The 14,071-nt window shown below is 63.5% G+C and carries 13 protein-coding genes and 1 tRNA gene; 10 read left to right on the top strand and 4 right to left on the bottom strand.

Annotation, left to right across the window (positions count from 1 at the left end; all coding sequences use genetic code 11):
- The first annotated feature begins 10 nt into the window (after positions 1 to 10).
- A tRNA-Asn gene (locus tag IE095_RS12170) sits at positions 11 to 85 on the top strand.
- A 115-nt stretch (positions 86 to 200) separates the two neighbouring features.
- Here the strand turns inward: IE095_RS12170 and IE095_RS12165 are convergent.
- A complete protein-coding gene (locus IE095_RS12165; RefSeq protein WP_189411942.1) occupies positions 201 to 998 on the bottom strand; it encodes an alpha/beta hydrolase in 798 nt (265 codons plus the stop codon).
- Between the two features lie 115 nt (positions 999 to 1,113).
- Here IE095_RS12165 and IE095_RS12160 point away from each other — a divergent pair, with 115 nt between their 5' ends.
- The gene (locus tag IE095_RS12160) at positions 1,114 to 2,049 is read left to right on the top strand and encodes a GlxA family transcriptional regulator (protein ID WP_189411941.1); all 936 of its coding nucleotides are present in this window, start codon (positions 1,114 to 1,116) and stop codon (positions 2,047 to 2,049) included.
- A 31-nt stretch (positions 2,050 to 2,080) separates the two neighbouring features.
- On the opposite strand, the gene IE095_RS12155 is transcribed toward IE095_RS12160, so the two are convergent.
- A complete protein-coding gene (locus IE095_RS12155; RefSeq protein WP_229804755.1) occupies positions 2,081 to 3,247 on the bottom strand; it encodes a sialidase family protein in 1,167 nt (388 codons plus the stop codon).
- A gap of 300 nt (positions 3,248 to 3,547) precedes the next feature.
- Between IE095_RS12155 and IE095_RS12150 the strand changes: the two genes are divergently transcribed.
- Genes IE095_RS12150 through IE095_RS12115 form a run of 8 tightly spaced genes read left to right on the top strand, consistent with a single transcriptional unit; the run spans position 3,548 to position 12,115 of the window.
- The gene (locus IE095_RS12150) at positions 3,548 to 5,182 is read left to right on the top strand and encodes an ABC transporter substrate-binding protein (protein WP_189411940.1); all 1,635 of its coding nucleotides are present in this window, start codon (positions 3,548 to 3,550) and stop codon (positions 5,180 to 5,182) included.
- 60 nt (positions 5,183 to 5,242) lie between these two features.
- Positions 5,243 to 6,199 carry an ABC transporter permease gene (locus tag IE095_RS12145; protein WP_189411939.1) on the top strand — a complete coding sequence of 319 codons (957 nt, stop codon included), beginning with the start codon at positions 5,243 to 5,245 and terminating at the stop codon, positions 6,197 to 6,199.
- Positions 6,199 to 7,137, top strand: coding sequence for an ABC transporter permease (locus IE095_RS12140; protein ID WP_189411938.1), 939 nt, complete (start codon positions 6,199 to 6,201; stop codon positions 7,135 to 7,137). The genes IE095_RS12145 and IE095_RS12140 overlap by 1 nt, the downstream gene beginning before the upstream one ends.
- A complete protein-coding gene (locus IE095_RS12135) occupies positions 7,134 to 8,123 on the top strand; it encodes an ABC transporter ATP-binding protein (RefSeq protein ID WP_189411937.1) in 990 nt (329 codons plus the stop codon). Before IE095_RS12140 ends, IE095_RS12135 begins: the two co-directional genes overlap by 4 nt.
- A complete protein-coding gene (locus IE095_RS12130; protein ID WP_189411936.1) occupies positions 8,120 to 9,124 on the top strand; it encodes an ABC transporter ATP-binding protein in 1,005 nt (334 codons plus the stop codon). The genes IE095_RS12135 and IE095_RS12130 overlap by 4 nt, the downstream gene beginning before the upstream one ends.
- Positions 9,121 to 10,083, top strand: a complete 963-nt coding sequence (gene pdxA, locus IE095_RS12125; protein ID WP_229804754.1) for a 4-hydroxythreonine-4-phosphate dehydrogenase PdxA — start codon at positions 9,121 to 9,123, stop codon at positions 10,081 to 10,083. Before IE095_RS12130 ends, pdxA begins: the two co-directional genes overlap by 4 nt.
- Positions 10,080 to 11,006, top strand: a complete 927-nt coding sequence (locus tag IE095_RS12120; RefSeq protein WP_189411935.1) for a dihydrodipicolinate synthase family protein — start codon at positions 10,080 to 10,082, stop codon at positions 11,004 to 11,006. Before pdxA ends, IE095_RS12120 begins: the two co-directional genes overlap by 4 nt.
- Positions 11,003 to 12,115 carry an iron-containing alcohol dehydrogenase gene (locus IE095_RS12115; protein WP_189411934.1) on the top strand — a complete coding sequence of 371 codons (1,113 nt, stop codon included), beginning with the start codon at positions 11,003 to 11,005 and terminating at the stop codon, positions 12,113 to 12,115. Before IE095_RS12120 ends, IE095_RS12115 begins: the two co-directional genes overlap by 4 nt.
- On the opposite strand, the gene IE095_RS12110 is transcribed toward IE095_RS12115, so the two are convergent.
- Together IE095_RS12110 and IE095_RS12105 are read right to left on the bottom strand one after the other, a co-directional pair.
- Positions 12,112 to 12,843 (bottom strand): FadR/GntR family transcriptional regulator, encoded by a 732-nt coding sequence (locus tag IE095_RS12110; protein ID WP_189411933.1) that lies wholly within the window; start codon positions 12,841 to 12,843, stop codon positions 12,112 to 12,114. The two genes, IE095_RS12115 and IE095_RS12110, sit on opposite strands and share 4 nt — an antisense overlap.
- The gene (locus IE095_RS12105) at positions 12,827 to 13,870 is read right to left on the bottom strand and encodes a four-carbon acid sugar kinase family protein (protein ID WP_189411932.1); all 1,044 of its coding nucleotides are present in this window, start codon (positions 13,868 to 13,870) and stop codon (positions 12,827 to 12,829) included. Before IE095_RS12105 ends, IE095_RS12110 begins: the two co-directional genes overlap by 17 nt.
- Positions 13,871 to 14,071: the final 201 nt, after the last annotated feature.

The raw sequence follows: 14,071 nt of genomic DNA, 5'->3' as shown, positions 1-14,071 counted from the left end.
CCCACAGTGTTCCGGCGTAGCTCAGCGGTAGAGCAGTTGACTGTTAATCAATTGGTCGTAGGTTCGATCCCTACCGCCGGAGCCACTGTAAAAAACCGGCTACCAGCGATGAATGGCCGCCCAAGTTGGGCGGCCTTCGCCTTTTCGGCCATGCCTTTGCGTGCCTAGGTATCGTCTCCCTCCAGATCCGCCCCCTTCGGTTAGGCCGCCCGCAGTTGCACCACTTGCCCGGCCTGCCGGATCGCCCAGTTCAGCGCGGCATCGGCGACCTCTTCCCAGCCCTTGTCCATCAGCGTCCAATGCGAGCGGTCCTCAAAGATGCGCAATTCGGTCAGAGAGGCCGCACGGGATTGCTTGCGAAAGATCGCCCTTGTCATCGCGGCATCGGCAATCAGATCCTTGCCGCCGCCGATCAGCAGCAGGGGGGCGCGGTTCTGGCCAGCCCAGTCGATCTTGATCGGGTTCACCACGCCGTTCCAATAGACCCGGCCGGGGGTCGGCACGATGTAGCGGTCATAGGCGGCCTCGACCTGATCTTTCGGCAGGGTCTGGGCAAAGCGGCGGGCAAAGAAGCGGCGCGTCATCACCTTGGTCTTGCGCCAAGACAAAAGGTCACCAAACACCGGCAGCGCCGAAAGAATGGCCTGAAGGCCCAAGCCAACGCCAGGGGTCGGGGCCGGATTGATCGCCACACCCGCAGCGCCCAAGCCACGGGCCAAGAGATGCTGCACAAAGACGCCGCCCAGCGAATGGCCGATCAGGATGGGCTTTTCCGGCAGGGCGCGGATGATCGCCTCGTAATGGGCGATGATCTGGCTTTGGCTCAGATGGGCCAGTTGCGGGTCGGGATCGGCCCGCAGCGCCTCGGGCGTCCGGTTGTCATGGGGCCAGTCGGGGGCGATCACGTGGAAACCCTGCGCCTCATACCGGGCTTTCACTTTTTCAAACGAGCGGCTGTTCAGCCAAGCGCCGTGGATCAGAACGATTGTCTTGGTCATGTCTTCCTCCTGTGGTTTGCGATGGGGCATCCACCGCTGATGAAGACAATCTGAACCTTTTGCGCTTTGGGTGGGATTGGCGCATATGACATTACTCAAGCCAAAAGTGACAAAGATGCCCGAGACCATCGACATCAGCCTGCTGCTTTACCCCGAATGCCAGATGGCATCGGTTCATGGCTTGGGCGACATGTTCGCCATCGCCAATCTTTATGCCGCCGAACTTGGCAGCGGTCAGCGCATCCGTTGTGGTCATTGGTCGGCGGATGGGGCCGCGCCTGACAAGCCGCCGCAGGTTCTGATCATCCCCGGCCGCCTGACCCCGCCCATGTTGGCGGCCGAGGCGGAACCTCTGGCGGCATGGCTGCGCGCCTGTCATGCCAAGGGGACGGTGATGGCCTCGGTCTGTGTGGGGGCCTTTCTTTTGGGGCATGGCGGCTTGTTGGATGGTCGGCGGGCGACGACGCATTGGTTTTATACCGAAGCCTTTGAAGCGACTTTTCCCAGGGCAAGGCTGACGCCCGAGGCGATCTTGGTCGAGGATGGCGATATCCTGACCGCCGCCGGGATGATGGCCTGGACCGATCTGGGGCTGCGGCTGATCCACCGTTTTCTGGGGCCGACGGTGATGGCCGAAACGGCGCGCTTTCTGCTGGTCGATCCGGCGGGGCGGGAACAGCGCCACTACAGCCATTTTGCGCCGCGCCTGTCGCATGGCGATGCCGCGATCCTGCGGGTGCAGCACTGGTTGCAGGCGCGGGGCGGGCGTGAAGTGTCTATTCCCGCGATGGCCGCTGAGGCGGGGCTAGAGCCGCGCACCTTTCTGCGGCGGTTTCAGCGGGCGACGGGGCACCGGCCGACAGAATATGTGCAACATCTGCGCATCGGACTGGCGCGCGAGCGGTTGGAGTTCACGCGCGACCCGGTGGACCGCATCGCTTGGGATGTGGGCTATGAAGACCCCGCCGCCTTTCGCCGCCTGTTCCAAAGGCTCACAGGCCTGACCGCCAGCGCCTATCGGGAAAAGTTTGCGACCTTGCCGCCCCAATGACACGGGGGGCAGGCAAGGCCGGCTGGGCCTATTAACTCTTGCTTAGACAGACGTATTTGATGGCGCGCCGGTGATAGGTATAGGCGATGTGCAACCGCCCGTCCGGCCCTTGCAGGATCGAAGGATAGGAATATTCCCTGTTCAACCCATCCTTGGAATTGTTGGTCAGGCAATAGCCGTCCCCCGTTTCCAGTTCCCGCCGTTCGGGAAAGGTCGCCCCATTGTCGCTCGAAAAGACCAGCGACAGCGGCCCCCTTGGCACCCCCCAAATGGCCGTTCCCGTCCCGCCCTCATCCTCCCCTTCCAACTCGTCATACAGCGACGCCCGGCGTTGATCCGACATCGACGCATTCACCGGGTTCAGCACCATCGCAATCCGCCCATCCGTCAGCCGCACGGCCTGCACCGAGGAATTGTTGTTCGGCTGATCCGTCGGCTCTGGCGCTTCCCATGTCAGCCCCCCATCCCGCGACAGGCTGCGCTGCACGGCTTCGGCAAACCGATGCCTGTAAAAGGCGGGCATCACGCCCCCCTGCCCCGGCACCGGGTTCATATGCACCGCCCCCAGACTGTCCGGCACCTCCACCGCCTGCCATGTGCCGCCCGCATCCCGCGACACCAGCATCACCGCCGTATCCAGCCCTCCCGTCCATTTCCCCGCATCCGGCGTCACGCAACGAAACCCCGGCAGCAGCCATTCGCCCTTTGGCCCGATCTGCACCGGCTGACGCACGAAAACCCCGGTAAAATCCCCCAACCGCTGCGATGCCCCAAAGCTGCGCCCGCCGTCCAATGACTGCCGATAGCGGATTTCGCACAGATCCTGCCGCCCACCGGGCTGCGAGGTATGGATCAGCCAGACCAGCCCATCGGGGGCCACGAACAGCACCGGGTTCTGTTCCGACCGATCCACCGCATCCGTCAGCTTTTCCGCCGCCGACCACCGATCCGCCCCCGGTTCAAGGCGTGAGATATAGACCGAAATGTCCGACATCCCCTCCATCGTGCCGCCAAACCACACACAGGCCAGCGCCCCGCCCGGCAGAAAACACAGGTTCGCCGCATGGTTCTGCACCATCGGTGACGGCAGCATCGCCTCGATTCGGTCCGCTTCCACCGCATGGGGCCGCAGCAGACCATCCATGTAAACCTGTGTTTCCTCGGGCAAAAGTTCGCGGGCGGGCATCGGTTCGGGCATGGGGATGGTCCTGCATCTGGCGGAAATTCCCGCAAAGCTGGCACTCGAATGAACAAGTTGTCAATAGAGGTTTGATTTGTAAAATGCGACCAACTTTCTCCATATCACCATGATTTAAAACACATGTTAGCGCGATCTTCGCAGAAAATCTCACCAAAATCCCGCCAAAAACTGCCTAGCAAAATAACAAGTTGACAGGCCAACGCAAAACCTGTTCCCTTCCCGCAGCAGACAGCCCTTCGGAGGAGGAGGGTCGCTTCGGCGACCAAGGCCGTCCGCATCATCTTTGGGGAGGAAACGATGAACACCACCAAAAGACCGCAAGGCGGCATTTCGCGGCGTGGCGCGCTGAAACTGGGCTTGGGCTCGGTTGTCGCCGTGGCCGCCTTTGGCCCCGGCGCACAGATCGTCATGGCGCAAGAAGGCCCCGTGCTGAAAGCCATCAACCCGGCATTTTCGCAAGACTGGTCGCCCCTGCGCGGCGGCGGCGTGCCCTATCGCTGGAACTCGGTCTGGAATGCCAGCGCGATGTATTTCAACGAGAAAGGCGAAATTCAGCCCTATGTCCTGACCGAATGGACGCCCTCGGCCGATTTCGTCACCTGGACGCTGAAACTGAACCCCGACGCCAAATTCGCCGATGGCAGCGCGATCACCGCCGCCGATGTGAAAGGCTCGTGGGAACTGTCGGCCATGCCCGCCAGCCAGAACCAGCGCATTGATCAGGTGCTGGCCGGTGTCGCCGGTTACGCCGCCGCCAAGGATGGCACGGCCACCGACATTTCGGGCATCGTCGCCAATGACGATGGCACGCTGACCGTCACCCTGTCTGGCCCCGATCCGATCTTCTTCCAGCGTCTGGCCAACCACATCGCGCCCATCGTCAAGGTCTCGGTCGCCCGCGGGGCCGATGGCAACGAAGTGCCCGACTTCTTCTTGGCCGCCAACGGGGCCACCTCGGGGCCGTTCATGCTGGAATCCGCCAATTTGGATACCGGCGAACTCGTCTGGGTGCCGAACCCTAATTTCTTTGGCCCGAAACCGGCGCTCGCCCGCATCGAACTGACCGCGATTGAGGACAACGTGACCGCCACCCAGATGCTCGCCTCGGGCGAATATCAGGCGCATACCGAACTCGTCACCTCGACCATCGTGCAGGATCTGGGGGCCGATTTTGCCGGCGGCGCGGAAATTCCGACCAGCCAGCATTTCTGGTTCAACACCGCCCGCGCGCCCATGGACGACCCCAAGGTGCGCGAAGCCCTGATCTTGGCCGTGGACCGTGACGGGCTGATCAAAGCCTCGTTCCCCGATGGCCCACACCAGAAAACCGACATGGTGATGAACGCCGTGCCGGGGGCCGATGATGCGGCTTTCGTGCCCTATCCGTTCGATCCGGAAAAGGCCAAGGCGCTGCTGGCGGAATCGTCCTATGGCGGGCCGGACCGTCTGCCCAAGATCATGTTCGTGGGCATTTCGTCGCCTGCAAACGAGGCTGCGGCCCAGTATATCGCCGAACAATGGCGGCAGAACCTTGGGATTTCGGCGGTCGATATGAAACCGCAGCAAGACCAATATGCAGGCCCCGATCAGAACGCGATCCAGATCTTCCGCGATGACGTCGGCACCCGCGTTCCCGATGCGGCCAGCTATCTGGCAGGCTCCATCGCCTCGTCTTCGGGCAATGCCACTGGCAAAATGGCCTATAAGAACGACAAGGTCGATGCGCTGATTGCCGAGGCTTTGACGAAGCCCGCCGATGATCCGGCCCGCATCAGCCTCGCGCAAGAGGCCCAGCGCCTGTTCCGCGACGATTTCTGCTTTATCCCGTGGTATAAGCAAACCATGTCGCGTTGGGCCACGGCCAATGTCTCGGGGATGGAAAAGAACCTCGATTGGCAGATCGTCGCGCCTTGGGCGATCAACATCGCCTGATATCGCCAGATCGGGCGGGGTGCCTAGCGCCCCGCCCCCTCAAGCCTTTGGAGCCCTGACATGTTCGCCTATATCACACGGCGCTTGCTGTTGTGGATACCCTCGGTCCTGCTTGTGATGCTGGGGGTCTATGCCCTAGCCTTCTATGGCGCGGGCGATCCGATCAAGCTGATCTTCCTGCGCGCGCCCGGCGACGTGGCCTATGACCCGGTCAAGGTCGAGGCGATCCGCGAACAGGCGGGGCTGAACCAGCCCTTCCTTGTGCAATTCGGCAATTACATCTGGAACCTGCTGCATGGCAATTTCGGCAATTCGCTGACCTCGGGCCGTTCGGTCTGGGCGATGATTTCTGCCGCCGCCCCCATCTCGCTGATGCTGGGGCTGTTGGCGATGCTTGTCACAGCCGTCGTCGCCATCCCCCTGGGCATGATTGCCGGCATGAACCAGAACACCCGGCTTGATTATTCGATCCTTGGCACCGCCGTCACGCTTTGGGCCATTCCGGCCTATGTCGCAGGCCCCTTGCTGATGGTGGCACTTCTGGCGATCCTGCCGAAAGGCTCGGTCCCCTATGGCTGGGGCGGAGTGTTTTCCGTCAAGATCATCCTGCCGCTCTTGGTCCTGTCCTTCCAACCCATCGCCCTGATCGTGCGGCAAACCCGTGCCGCGGTGATCGAGGTGATGACCGAAGATTTCGTCCGCACCGCCCGCGCCAAGGGTGTGCCCGAACACATCGTCGCCCTGCGCCACATCCTGCGCCCCGTGCTGACCCCCGTGATCACCCAATTGGGGCTGATCATGATCACCATCGTCAACGGCGCCATCTTTGTCGAACTCGTGTTCGGCCTGCCGGGCCTTGGCCGCCTGACGGTTTCCGCGCTGACCAATTCCGACTTTCCGGTGATCCTCGCCATCACCCTCATCGGCTCGTTCCTCGTCATGGCCTCAAACCTGCTTGTCGATCTGCTTTATCCTCTGCTCGACCCTCGGGCCAGTGACGCCAAGGGGGGCCGCTGATGTCCGCTGTTGTCGAAGACAAACCGAACTCCCTCTGGCGCGATGCCTGGCGTCGCCTGCGCCGCAACAAACTCGCCGTCGCGGGCCTCATCATCATCGCGGCCCTCGTCTTTGTCGCGGCTTTTGGGCCTTGGCTCACGCCCTATGATTTTCTCTCGCAGGATCTCGACGCCCGCAATCTGGCCCCATCCCTCGCCCATCCTTTCGGCACCGACGATCTGGGCCGGGATGTGCTGTCGCGGCTGATCTATGGCGCAAGAACGGCGTTTCTAGTGGCGGTGATCGTGACTTTGGTCGCGCTGCTGATCGGGGTGGTTCTGGGGGCCATCGCCGGTTTTTACGGGGGCTTTTTCGACAAGGCCCTGATGTGGGTCACCGACATGACCATGTCTGTGCCGCAACTCCTGCTGGTCGTCGTCATCAACGCCAGCCTCAAGCAACCCATCACCCTGTGGATGGAGGCGCGTTACATGGAAACCATGAACCCGATCTACCGCAACTCGGCGCTGATCGACTTTGTTCTGGTCTTCGGCTCCATGGCCCTCATCTCATGGCCGCCCTATGCCCGCCTTGTCCGCGCGCAGGTGCTGTCGATCCGCAACCGCCCCTATGTCACCGCCGCCCGCGCCTTGGGCCTGACCAACCGCATCATCCTCATGCGCTATGTCATGCCCAATGCCATGGGTTCGCTGATCGTCGCCGTCTCGGCGGGGCTTGGCACCGCCATGGTGCTGGAAAGCGCCTTCAGCTTCCTCGGCATCGGGGTCAACCCGCCCACGCCCAGCTGGGGCAACATGATCTCGGATGGCCTGCGGGTCTGGACCAATTATCCCCACCTGCTGCTGGCCCCCGCCGCCGTGCTGGCTGTCGTCACCGTCGCCTTCAACTTTCTGGGTGACGGCCTGAATGACGCCCTGAACCCCAAGGGGCAGAAATGACCGCGCTTCTGGACATCAAAAGCCTGACCATCGACATCGCCCGCGACAACGGCCCCGCCCGTGTGGTGGACGGCATCGACCTGACCGTCGCCGAAGGCGAAAGTCTGGGCGTTGTCGGCGAATCCGGCTGCGGCAAAAGCCTGACCATGCTGTCGCTGATGGGCCTTTTGCCCAACAAGATCAAAGCGACCGGCGGTTCCGCCCATTTCGCCGGGCGTGACCTTTTGCGCCTATCGCCCAAGGAACTGCGCAAGGTGCGCGGGGCCGAGATTGGCTTCATCTTCCAAGACCCGATGACCAGCCTCAACCCCGTCATGCGCATCGGCGACCAGATTGTCGAGGCGCTGGTTTATCAAAAAGCCATGGCCAAACCCGCCGCCATGCAACGCGCCGGGGAACTGCTCGAACTCGTCGGCATCCCCTCCCCCCGCGACCGCCTTATGGCCTATCCGCATGAACTCTCGGGTGGCATGCGCCAGCGCGTGATGATCGCCATCGGCCTTGCGGGCAACCCACGCCTCTTGATCGCCGATGAACCCACCACGGCGCTCGACGTGACCATTCAGGCCCAGATCGTCGATCTGGTGCGCGAACTCAAAGACCGGCTGAAAATGTCGGTCGTCTGGATCACTCATGATCTGGCCCTCATCGCCGGATTGGCCGACCGCATCGCCGTGCTTTACGCAGGCACCGTGGTCGAGGATGCCCCCGTCGATGTGATCTTTGACCGCCCCAGCCACCCCTACACCCGTGGCCTGCTCGCCTCCCTGCCCACGCTTGCGGGCAAGGCGATGGACCGCCTGCCCTCTATCGGTGGCACCCCGCCCGAACCCGGCCGCCGCCCGCCGGGCTGTCCCTTTGCCCCGCGTTGCAGTCTGGCCATGCCTGCCTGCAACGACGCCTTGCCGAAACTCGCCCCCGTGCCGGGCAGCGATCCGCGCCACCGCGTCGCCTGTTTCGTCACAACCGAAAAAGGTGCCGCATGAACGCGCCGCTCATCACCATCAAGGGCCTGTCGAAAGCCTTTCCCATCCGCCTTGGGGCCTTTGGCGACAAGGCTGCCGTTGTCCGCGCCTTGGACGATTTCACCGCCACCATCATCGAAGGCGAAACCCTTTCGCTGGTCGGCGAATCCGGCTGCGGCAAATCGACCACCGGCTTTTGCATCCTCAACCTGCAACGCCCCTCCGGCGGGTCTATCGTCTACAAGGGGCAGGAACTGGCGCAACTCGACGATGACGCCATGCGCCCCTTCCGGCGCGATCTGCAAATCGTCTTTCAGGATCCCTATTCCACCCTCAACCCCCGCATGACCATTGGCGAGGCTTTGTCGGAACCGATCCTGTTCCACAAACTGGCGACCAAATCCGAACTCCCTGCCCGCCTCTCGCGCCTCTTGGCCGATGTCGGACTCTCTGACCGTTTCGCCAGCCGCTATCCGCATGAATTGTCCGGCGGTCAGCGTCAGCGCGTCGCCATCGCCCGCGCCCTGGCCTGCGAACCGCGCTTTATCGTCTGTGATGAGGCGATCTCGGCCCTCGACGTCTCGGTTCAGGCGCAAATCCTGAACTTGCTGCTCGATCTGCAAGACAAATACAAACTCACCTACCTCTTCATCGCCCATGATCTGGCCGTTGTCCGCCATATCAGCGACCGCGTCGGCGTCATGTATCTGGGCCGTCTGGCCGAACTCGCCCCTTCCAGCGACCTCTTCGCCAATCCGCTGCACCCCTACACCCGCGCCCTGCTGTCCGCCGTGCCGGAACCCGATCCGAAATCCTCGCGCCAGCGTCAGCGCTTGCAGGGCGAGGTGCCCTCCCCCCTCAACCCGCCCTCGGGCTGCCGCTTCCACACCCGCTGCCCCTTGGCCCGCGAAAAATGCAAGGCCGAAGTCCCCGCCCTGCGCGAAATCACCCCCGGCCATCAGGTCGCTTGTCACGCCGTCACTTCGGCCACCACCACACAATGGGAGCCTGTTTCGGCATGACCACCCCCCTCATCGGCATCACCATGGGCGACCCTGCCGGGGTCGGGCCAGAGATCATCATCAAATCGCTGGCCGCCATGACCCCGGCCCAGCGCGCAGGCATCCGCATCTACGGCAACCGCGACAGCCTGATCGCGGCGGAATCGGTGCTGATTACGGGCATGGACCTGTCCGAACTCGACATCCACCACACCGACATCCCTGGCCCCCTGCCCGCCTTTGGCAAGCTGGACGACCGCTGTGGCGAGGCTTGCTTTCAATTCATCAAGGCCGCCGTGGCCGATGCCATGACAGGCGACATCGGCTGCATCGCCACCGCCCCCATCAACAAGGCCGCCCTGAATGCCGCTGGGCATCACTATGACGGGCATACGGGCATGCTGGCGCATCTGTCCGGTTCCAAATCGTCATGGATGCTGCTCGCCTCGGAACGGCTGAACGTCATCCATGTCTCAACCCACATCGCCCTGCGCGATGCCATTGGCCGCGCGACGACCGAACGGGTTCTGGCGACGATCCGCCAAGGCGACGCCCATATGAAACGCACCGGGCTTTCCCGGCCCCGCATTGCCGTCGCGGGCATCAACCCCCATTGCGGCGAAGGCGGGCTGTTCGGGACCGAGGATGATGAATTTCTCGCCCCCGCCGTGGCCCAAGCCCGCGCCGAAGGCATCGACGTGCAAGGCCCGATTTCCGCCGACACCGTCTATCACCGTGCCTACAACGGGGCCTTTGATCTGGTGATCGCCCAGTATCACGACCAAGGCCATATCCCCATCAAGCTGGTCGCCTTTGACACCGCCGTCAATGTCTCGGTCGGGCTGCCGATTGATCGCTGTTCGGTCGATCACGGCACCGCCTTTGACATCGCCGGCACCGGCCGCGCCAACAACACCAACCTTAACCACGCCTTGGCCTATGCCGCCAAGCTGGTCGCCAATCCCAAGGCCAAGCCATGACCCATCCCATCACCGGCGTCTATTCCGCCGCTGCGACCCCCCTGAACGCCGACCTCTCACCAAACCTGCCCGCCTTTGCCGCCCATTGCCATTGGCTGCTGGAACAGGGCTGCAACGGCATCGCCCTTCTGGGCACCACGGGTGAGGCGAATTCCTTTTCGGTGCTGGAACGCCAGCATATTCTGGACGCCGCCCTCTCCGCAGGCATTGCGCCCGATCAGTTGATGCCCGGCACCGGCCTGCCCAACATCCCCGAAACCATCGCCCTGACCCGCCACGCCCTGTCGCAAGGCGTCACCCGCGTCGTCATGCTGCCACCCTTCTATTACAAACCCGTCAGCGATGAGGGGCTTTTCGCCGCCTATGCCCGCGTGATCGAAGGCGTCGCCGACAGCCGCCTGAACATCGTCCTTTACCACATCCCCCAGGTCGCTGGCCTTGGCATCTCCCACGACCTCATCGACCGCCTCCGCACCGCCTTCCCCGACACCGTGGTCGGCATCAAAGACTCGGCCGGCAAGATTGAGAATATGGAAGGCATGATCGCCCGCTTCCCCGGTTTCTCCGTCCTCGCCGGTGCGGATCCCCTGCTGCTCCCCGTCATGCAGATGGGCGGCGCCGGTTGCATCACCGCCACCTCGAACATCGTCGCCCGTGATCTCGCCATCGTCTACGCCGGGGCCAATGATCCCGCCCAAGCTGATGCTGTGGCCAAGGCCCAAGACCGCATCAACGCCTTCCGCAACCTGTCCAATTCCTACGTCCAGATCCCCGCCATCAAGGCCATGGTCGGCCATGTCTGGGATGATCCCGCTTGGGCCCGCACAAGGCCACCCTTGGTCGCCATGAGCCAAGCCGAACAGGCCGACCTCGCCACCAAACTCGCCCCCCTGAACACCCCCAAAGCCAAGGCCGCCGCATGACCGCCTATGCCCTGCCCCTCCGCCTCTATCAGCCCCGCCGCTTTGACTATGGCTCCGGCTCTGCCGCCCAGGTCGGCGATTGGGCCCGCGCCCAAGGCTTCACCCACATCCTTGTCCTGACCCAAAAGGTCATGCTTCCCCTGCTCGACCGCTTGGCCCTTCCCGGCCAGATCACCGTTTTTGACGGCGTCGCCCCCGAACCCGACACGATCAACCTCGACCTCGCCCTCACCGCCGCCCAAGCCGCCCAGCCCGACCTTGTGATCGGCTTCGGCGGTGGCTCGGTCATGGATGTCGCCAAACTCGTCACCGTCCTCCGTGGCCACCAGACCCTGCCCCAGATCATCGGCCCCAACAAAGTCACCCACCGCCAGAACGCCCTGGCCCTTGTCCCCACCACCGCCGGCACGGGATCCGAAGCGGGCATCCGCGCCCTTGTCACCGACGCCGCCACCCTCAACAAAATGGCCGTCGAAACGCCGCATATGATCGCCGATATGGTCGCCCTTGACCCCGATCTGACGCTGACCGTCCCCCCCGCCGTCACCGCCGCCACCGGCATCGACGCCATGGCCCATTGTGTTGAGGCGTTTACCAACCGCAGAGCCCATCCGCTCATCGACAACTATGCCCGCATCGGCTTTAACCTCGTCGCCCGCTACCTGCCCCGCGCCGTCGCCGATGGCGCGGATGCCGAGGCTCGCGCCGCCCTGCTGCTCGCCGCCTATTACGGCGGCATCTGCTTGGGCCCGGTCAACACGGCGGCAGGCCACGCCCTCGCCTATCCCTTGGGCACAAGGCTGAAACTCCCCCACGGCCTCGCCAATGCCGTCATCTTCCCCCATGTGCTGGCCTTCAACCAATCTGTCGCCGGTGAAAAGACCGCCGAAATCGCCCATGCCCTTGGCCTCCAAGGCGATCTTCTGCAAGCCGCCAGCCAATGGTGCGCCGATCTGGGCGTCGAAATGCGCCTGTCCAAACTCGGGGCCAAAGACAGCGACCTGCAAGCTTGGGCGCAAGAAGCCCATGCCATCCGCCGCCTGATGGACAACAACCCCCGCGACATGACCCTGGCCGAGGTTGAACAGATCTACCGCGCCGCCTTTTAACGCTGCGACAGATCCAGCAACCGCCCTTCAAACAGACGGTCGCGCGACCCGGTTACATGCTTCAGCATCGCCTCGCGCGCCCGCTCTGCCTCACCCTTGGTGATCGCCTCATAGATCGCGGCATGTTCGTCCAGCACATGGTCCAGCCCCCCCCGCACCGTCTGCAAAGACAGCCCGTGGAACTTCATCCCCACCGCGATATGTTCCCGCAGGGCCCGCATCGAGGTTTCAAAATACTGGTTGTTCGCCGCCAGCGTGATCGACAGGTGAAAGTCGAAATCCGCGTCCTCCCTGTGGTTCCGTCGTTCCGTCGCATCCCGCATGATTTGCAGACAGGTGCCGATCTCGGCCAGATGCCGGTCTCCCCGCCGCAAGGCCGCCATCGCCGCCGCCGCCGGTTCAATCGTCAGACGAAACTCATAGCAGCGCTGCAAATCCGCAATGGTTTCCAAGGGTTGAAAGGCCAAGGGCCGCTGTTCCACCGGCGCGCTGACAAAACTCCCCGCCCCTTGGCGGGACGTCACCAACCCCTCCTCGCGCAGCCTTTGCAACGCCGTGCGGATCACCGGGCGCGACACATCATGCGCCTCGGCCAAGGCGTTTTCCCCCGGCAAACGGTCATCCGGGCGGAAATCGCCGTTCAGAATGGAACGCCGCAGGCGATCATAGACCACATCGGCCAAAAGCATCGACTTTGGCCGTTCGTTCGGATCAGCGCTGCGCGACATCCAAATCTCCTTTCGCCTGCCGGATCAGGCGTTGCAGGGCATCGACATCACCAAAGCCCCCGGATTTCGTCACGATGGTCAAATGTTCCATGGCCCCCAAGGGCCGACACAGCGGCAGGCCCGGCAGAACCTCGCCCTGCACTTCCAGCGCCTGAAGGCCCAGATGGGCCAGCACCGCCCCAGCGGTTTCGCCGCCGGTGATCAGCAGGCCCCGCCGCGCGGTCAAATGCACGGGCAACCCCTTGGCCAGACGGGCCGAAACCGCCGCCCCCGTCGCCCCCGCGCCGGGCATTGCCTGCAAAAGCAGCGTCGCACCCGGCATCGCATCCTGCGGCACCTGCCCATCCGGTGCCGCAATCCATTCGACACCCGGCTCTTGCCGTGCCAATTCCACCTGCGCCAAGGTGATCGGATCGCGCGATCCCACCAGTATCACCAAAGGCCCCGGCAAAGGCGGCACGGGTGCGGCCCCCTTCGCCAAACGCCGCGCCAAGGCCGAGGCAAGGCCCCGCGCCCCCACCAAAAGCACATCAGGCGTCAGGGACGCCATCAGCGCCTCCAGATCGGCCTCACCCCGCACATCCGGCGCCTCCACCGGCAAAGGCGCAAGGGCCGGGGCCACCGGCAAGGGCACGGCGACACCCTGCCCCACCAGCGCCCCACCCAGCACAAAACGCCCCAGATCCGGCACCGCCGGACAGGCCAGAATACGCGTGGCCCCCCGCACCGCCGCAACCGCCGCCACTTCGGCGGCAACATGGCCCTTTAGGCGTGAATCGATCTTCTTGAACAACCAGACAGCCCCGCCCAGCGCCCGCGCCGCCGCTTCCGCCCGCGCCGCCGCCTGACCCACTGGAATTTCCCGACTGGCCAGCGAAAGCGCCACCACATCGGCCCCTTCGGCCTGCGGCAAAGCCTCCAATCCAGTCAAAACCACAGTGCGCAAGCCCATCGCCGCAAAGGGGGCTGCGGAATCCAGCGCCCCGGTCAGATCATCCGCAATGATGGCAACTTGCAAACCTGTCATGTCCTTTATCCTGTCTTTTCAGGATAAAGCGGAAACCTGTAAACTTGCAATGGATATGTAAAATTGCAGGACACCAAGGCGCCCCGCCCTTCCCATCTTTTCTTCAAAAATATCCCGGGAGGGTGTGGGAGGGCAGAAGCCCTCCCACCGCGCCGCGCAAGCGGCGTTCACAAAGGCTTGCGCCCAAAGGGCGCTCCAGCG

Source organism: Neogemmobacter tilapiae, assembly GCF_014652215.1.
GTDB lineage: Bacteria > Pseudomonadota > Alphaproteobacteria > Rhodobacterales > Rhodobacteraceae > Neogemmobacter > Neogemmobacter tilapiae.
This window is presented reverse-complemented; position numbering and strand designations above follow the sequence as displayed.

Coding starts and splice junctions, on each gene's coding strand:
- IE095_RS12165 (WP_189411942.1), bottom strand. CDS start 998: ATGACCAAGACAATCGTTCTGATCCACGGCGCTTGGCTGAACAGCCGC.
- IE095_RS12160 (WP_189411941.1), top strand. CDS start 1,114: ATGCCCGAGACCATCGACATCAGCCTGCTGCTTTACCCCGAATGCCAG.
- IE095_RS12155 (WP_229804755.1), bottom strand. CDS start 3,247: ATGCCCGAACCGATGCCCGCCCGCGAACTTTTGCCCGAGGAAACACAG.
- IE095_RS12150 (WP_189411940.1), top strand. CDS start 3,548: ATGAACACCACCAAAAGACCGCAAGGCGGCATTTCGCGGCGTGGCGCG.
- IE095_RS12145 (WP_189411939.1), top strand. CDS start 5,243: ATGTTCGCCTATATCACACGGCGCTTGCTGTTGTGGATACCCTCGGTC.
- IE095_RS12140 (WP_189411938.1), top strand. CDS start 6,199: ATGTCCGCTGTTGTCGAAGACAAACCGAACTCCCTCTGGCGCGATGCC.
- IE095_RS12135 (WP_189411937.1), top strand. CDS start 7,134: ATGACCGCGCTTCTGGACATCAAAAGCCTGACCATCGACATCGCCCGC.
- IE095_RS12130 (WP_189411936.1), top strand. CDS start 8,120: ATGAACGCGCCGCTCATCACCATCAAGGGCCTGTCGAAAGCCTTTCCC.
- pdxA (WP_229804754.1), top strand. CDS start 9,121: ATGACCACCCCCCTCATCGGCATCACCATGGGCGACCCTGCCGGGGTC.
- IE095_RS12120 (WP_189411935.1), top strand. CDS start 10,080: ATGACCCATCCCATCACCGGCGTCTATTCCGCCGCTGCGACCCCCCTG.
- IE095_RS12115 (WP_189411934.1), top strand. CDS start 11,003: ATGACCGCCTATGCCCTGCCCCTCCGCCTCTATCAGCCCCGCCGCTTT.
- IE095_RS12110 (WP_189411933.1), bottom strand. CDS start 12,843: ATGTCGCGCAGCGCTGATCCGAACGAACGGCCAAAGTCGATGCTTTTG.
- IE095_RS12105 (WP_189411932.1), bottom strand. CDS start 13,870: ATGACAGGTTTGCAAGTTGCCATCATTGCGGATGATCTGACCGGGGCG.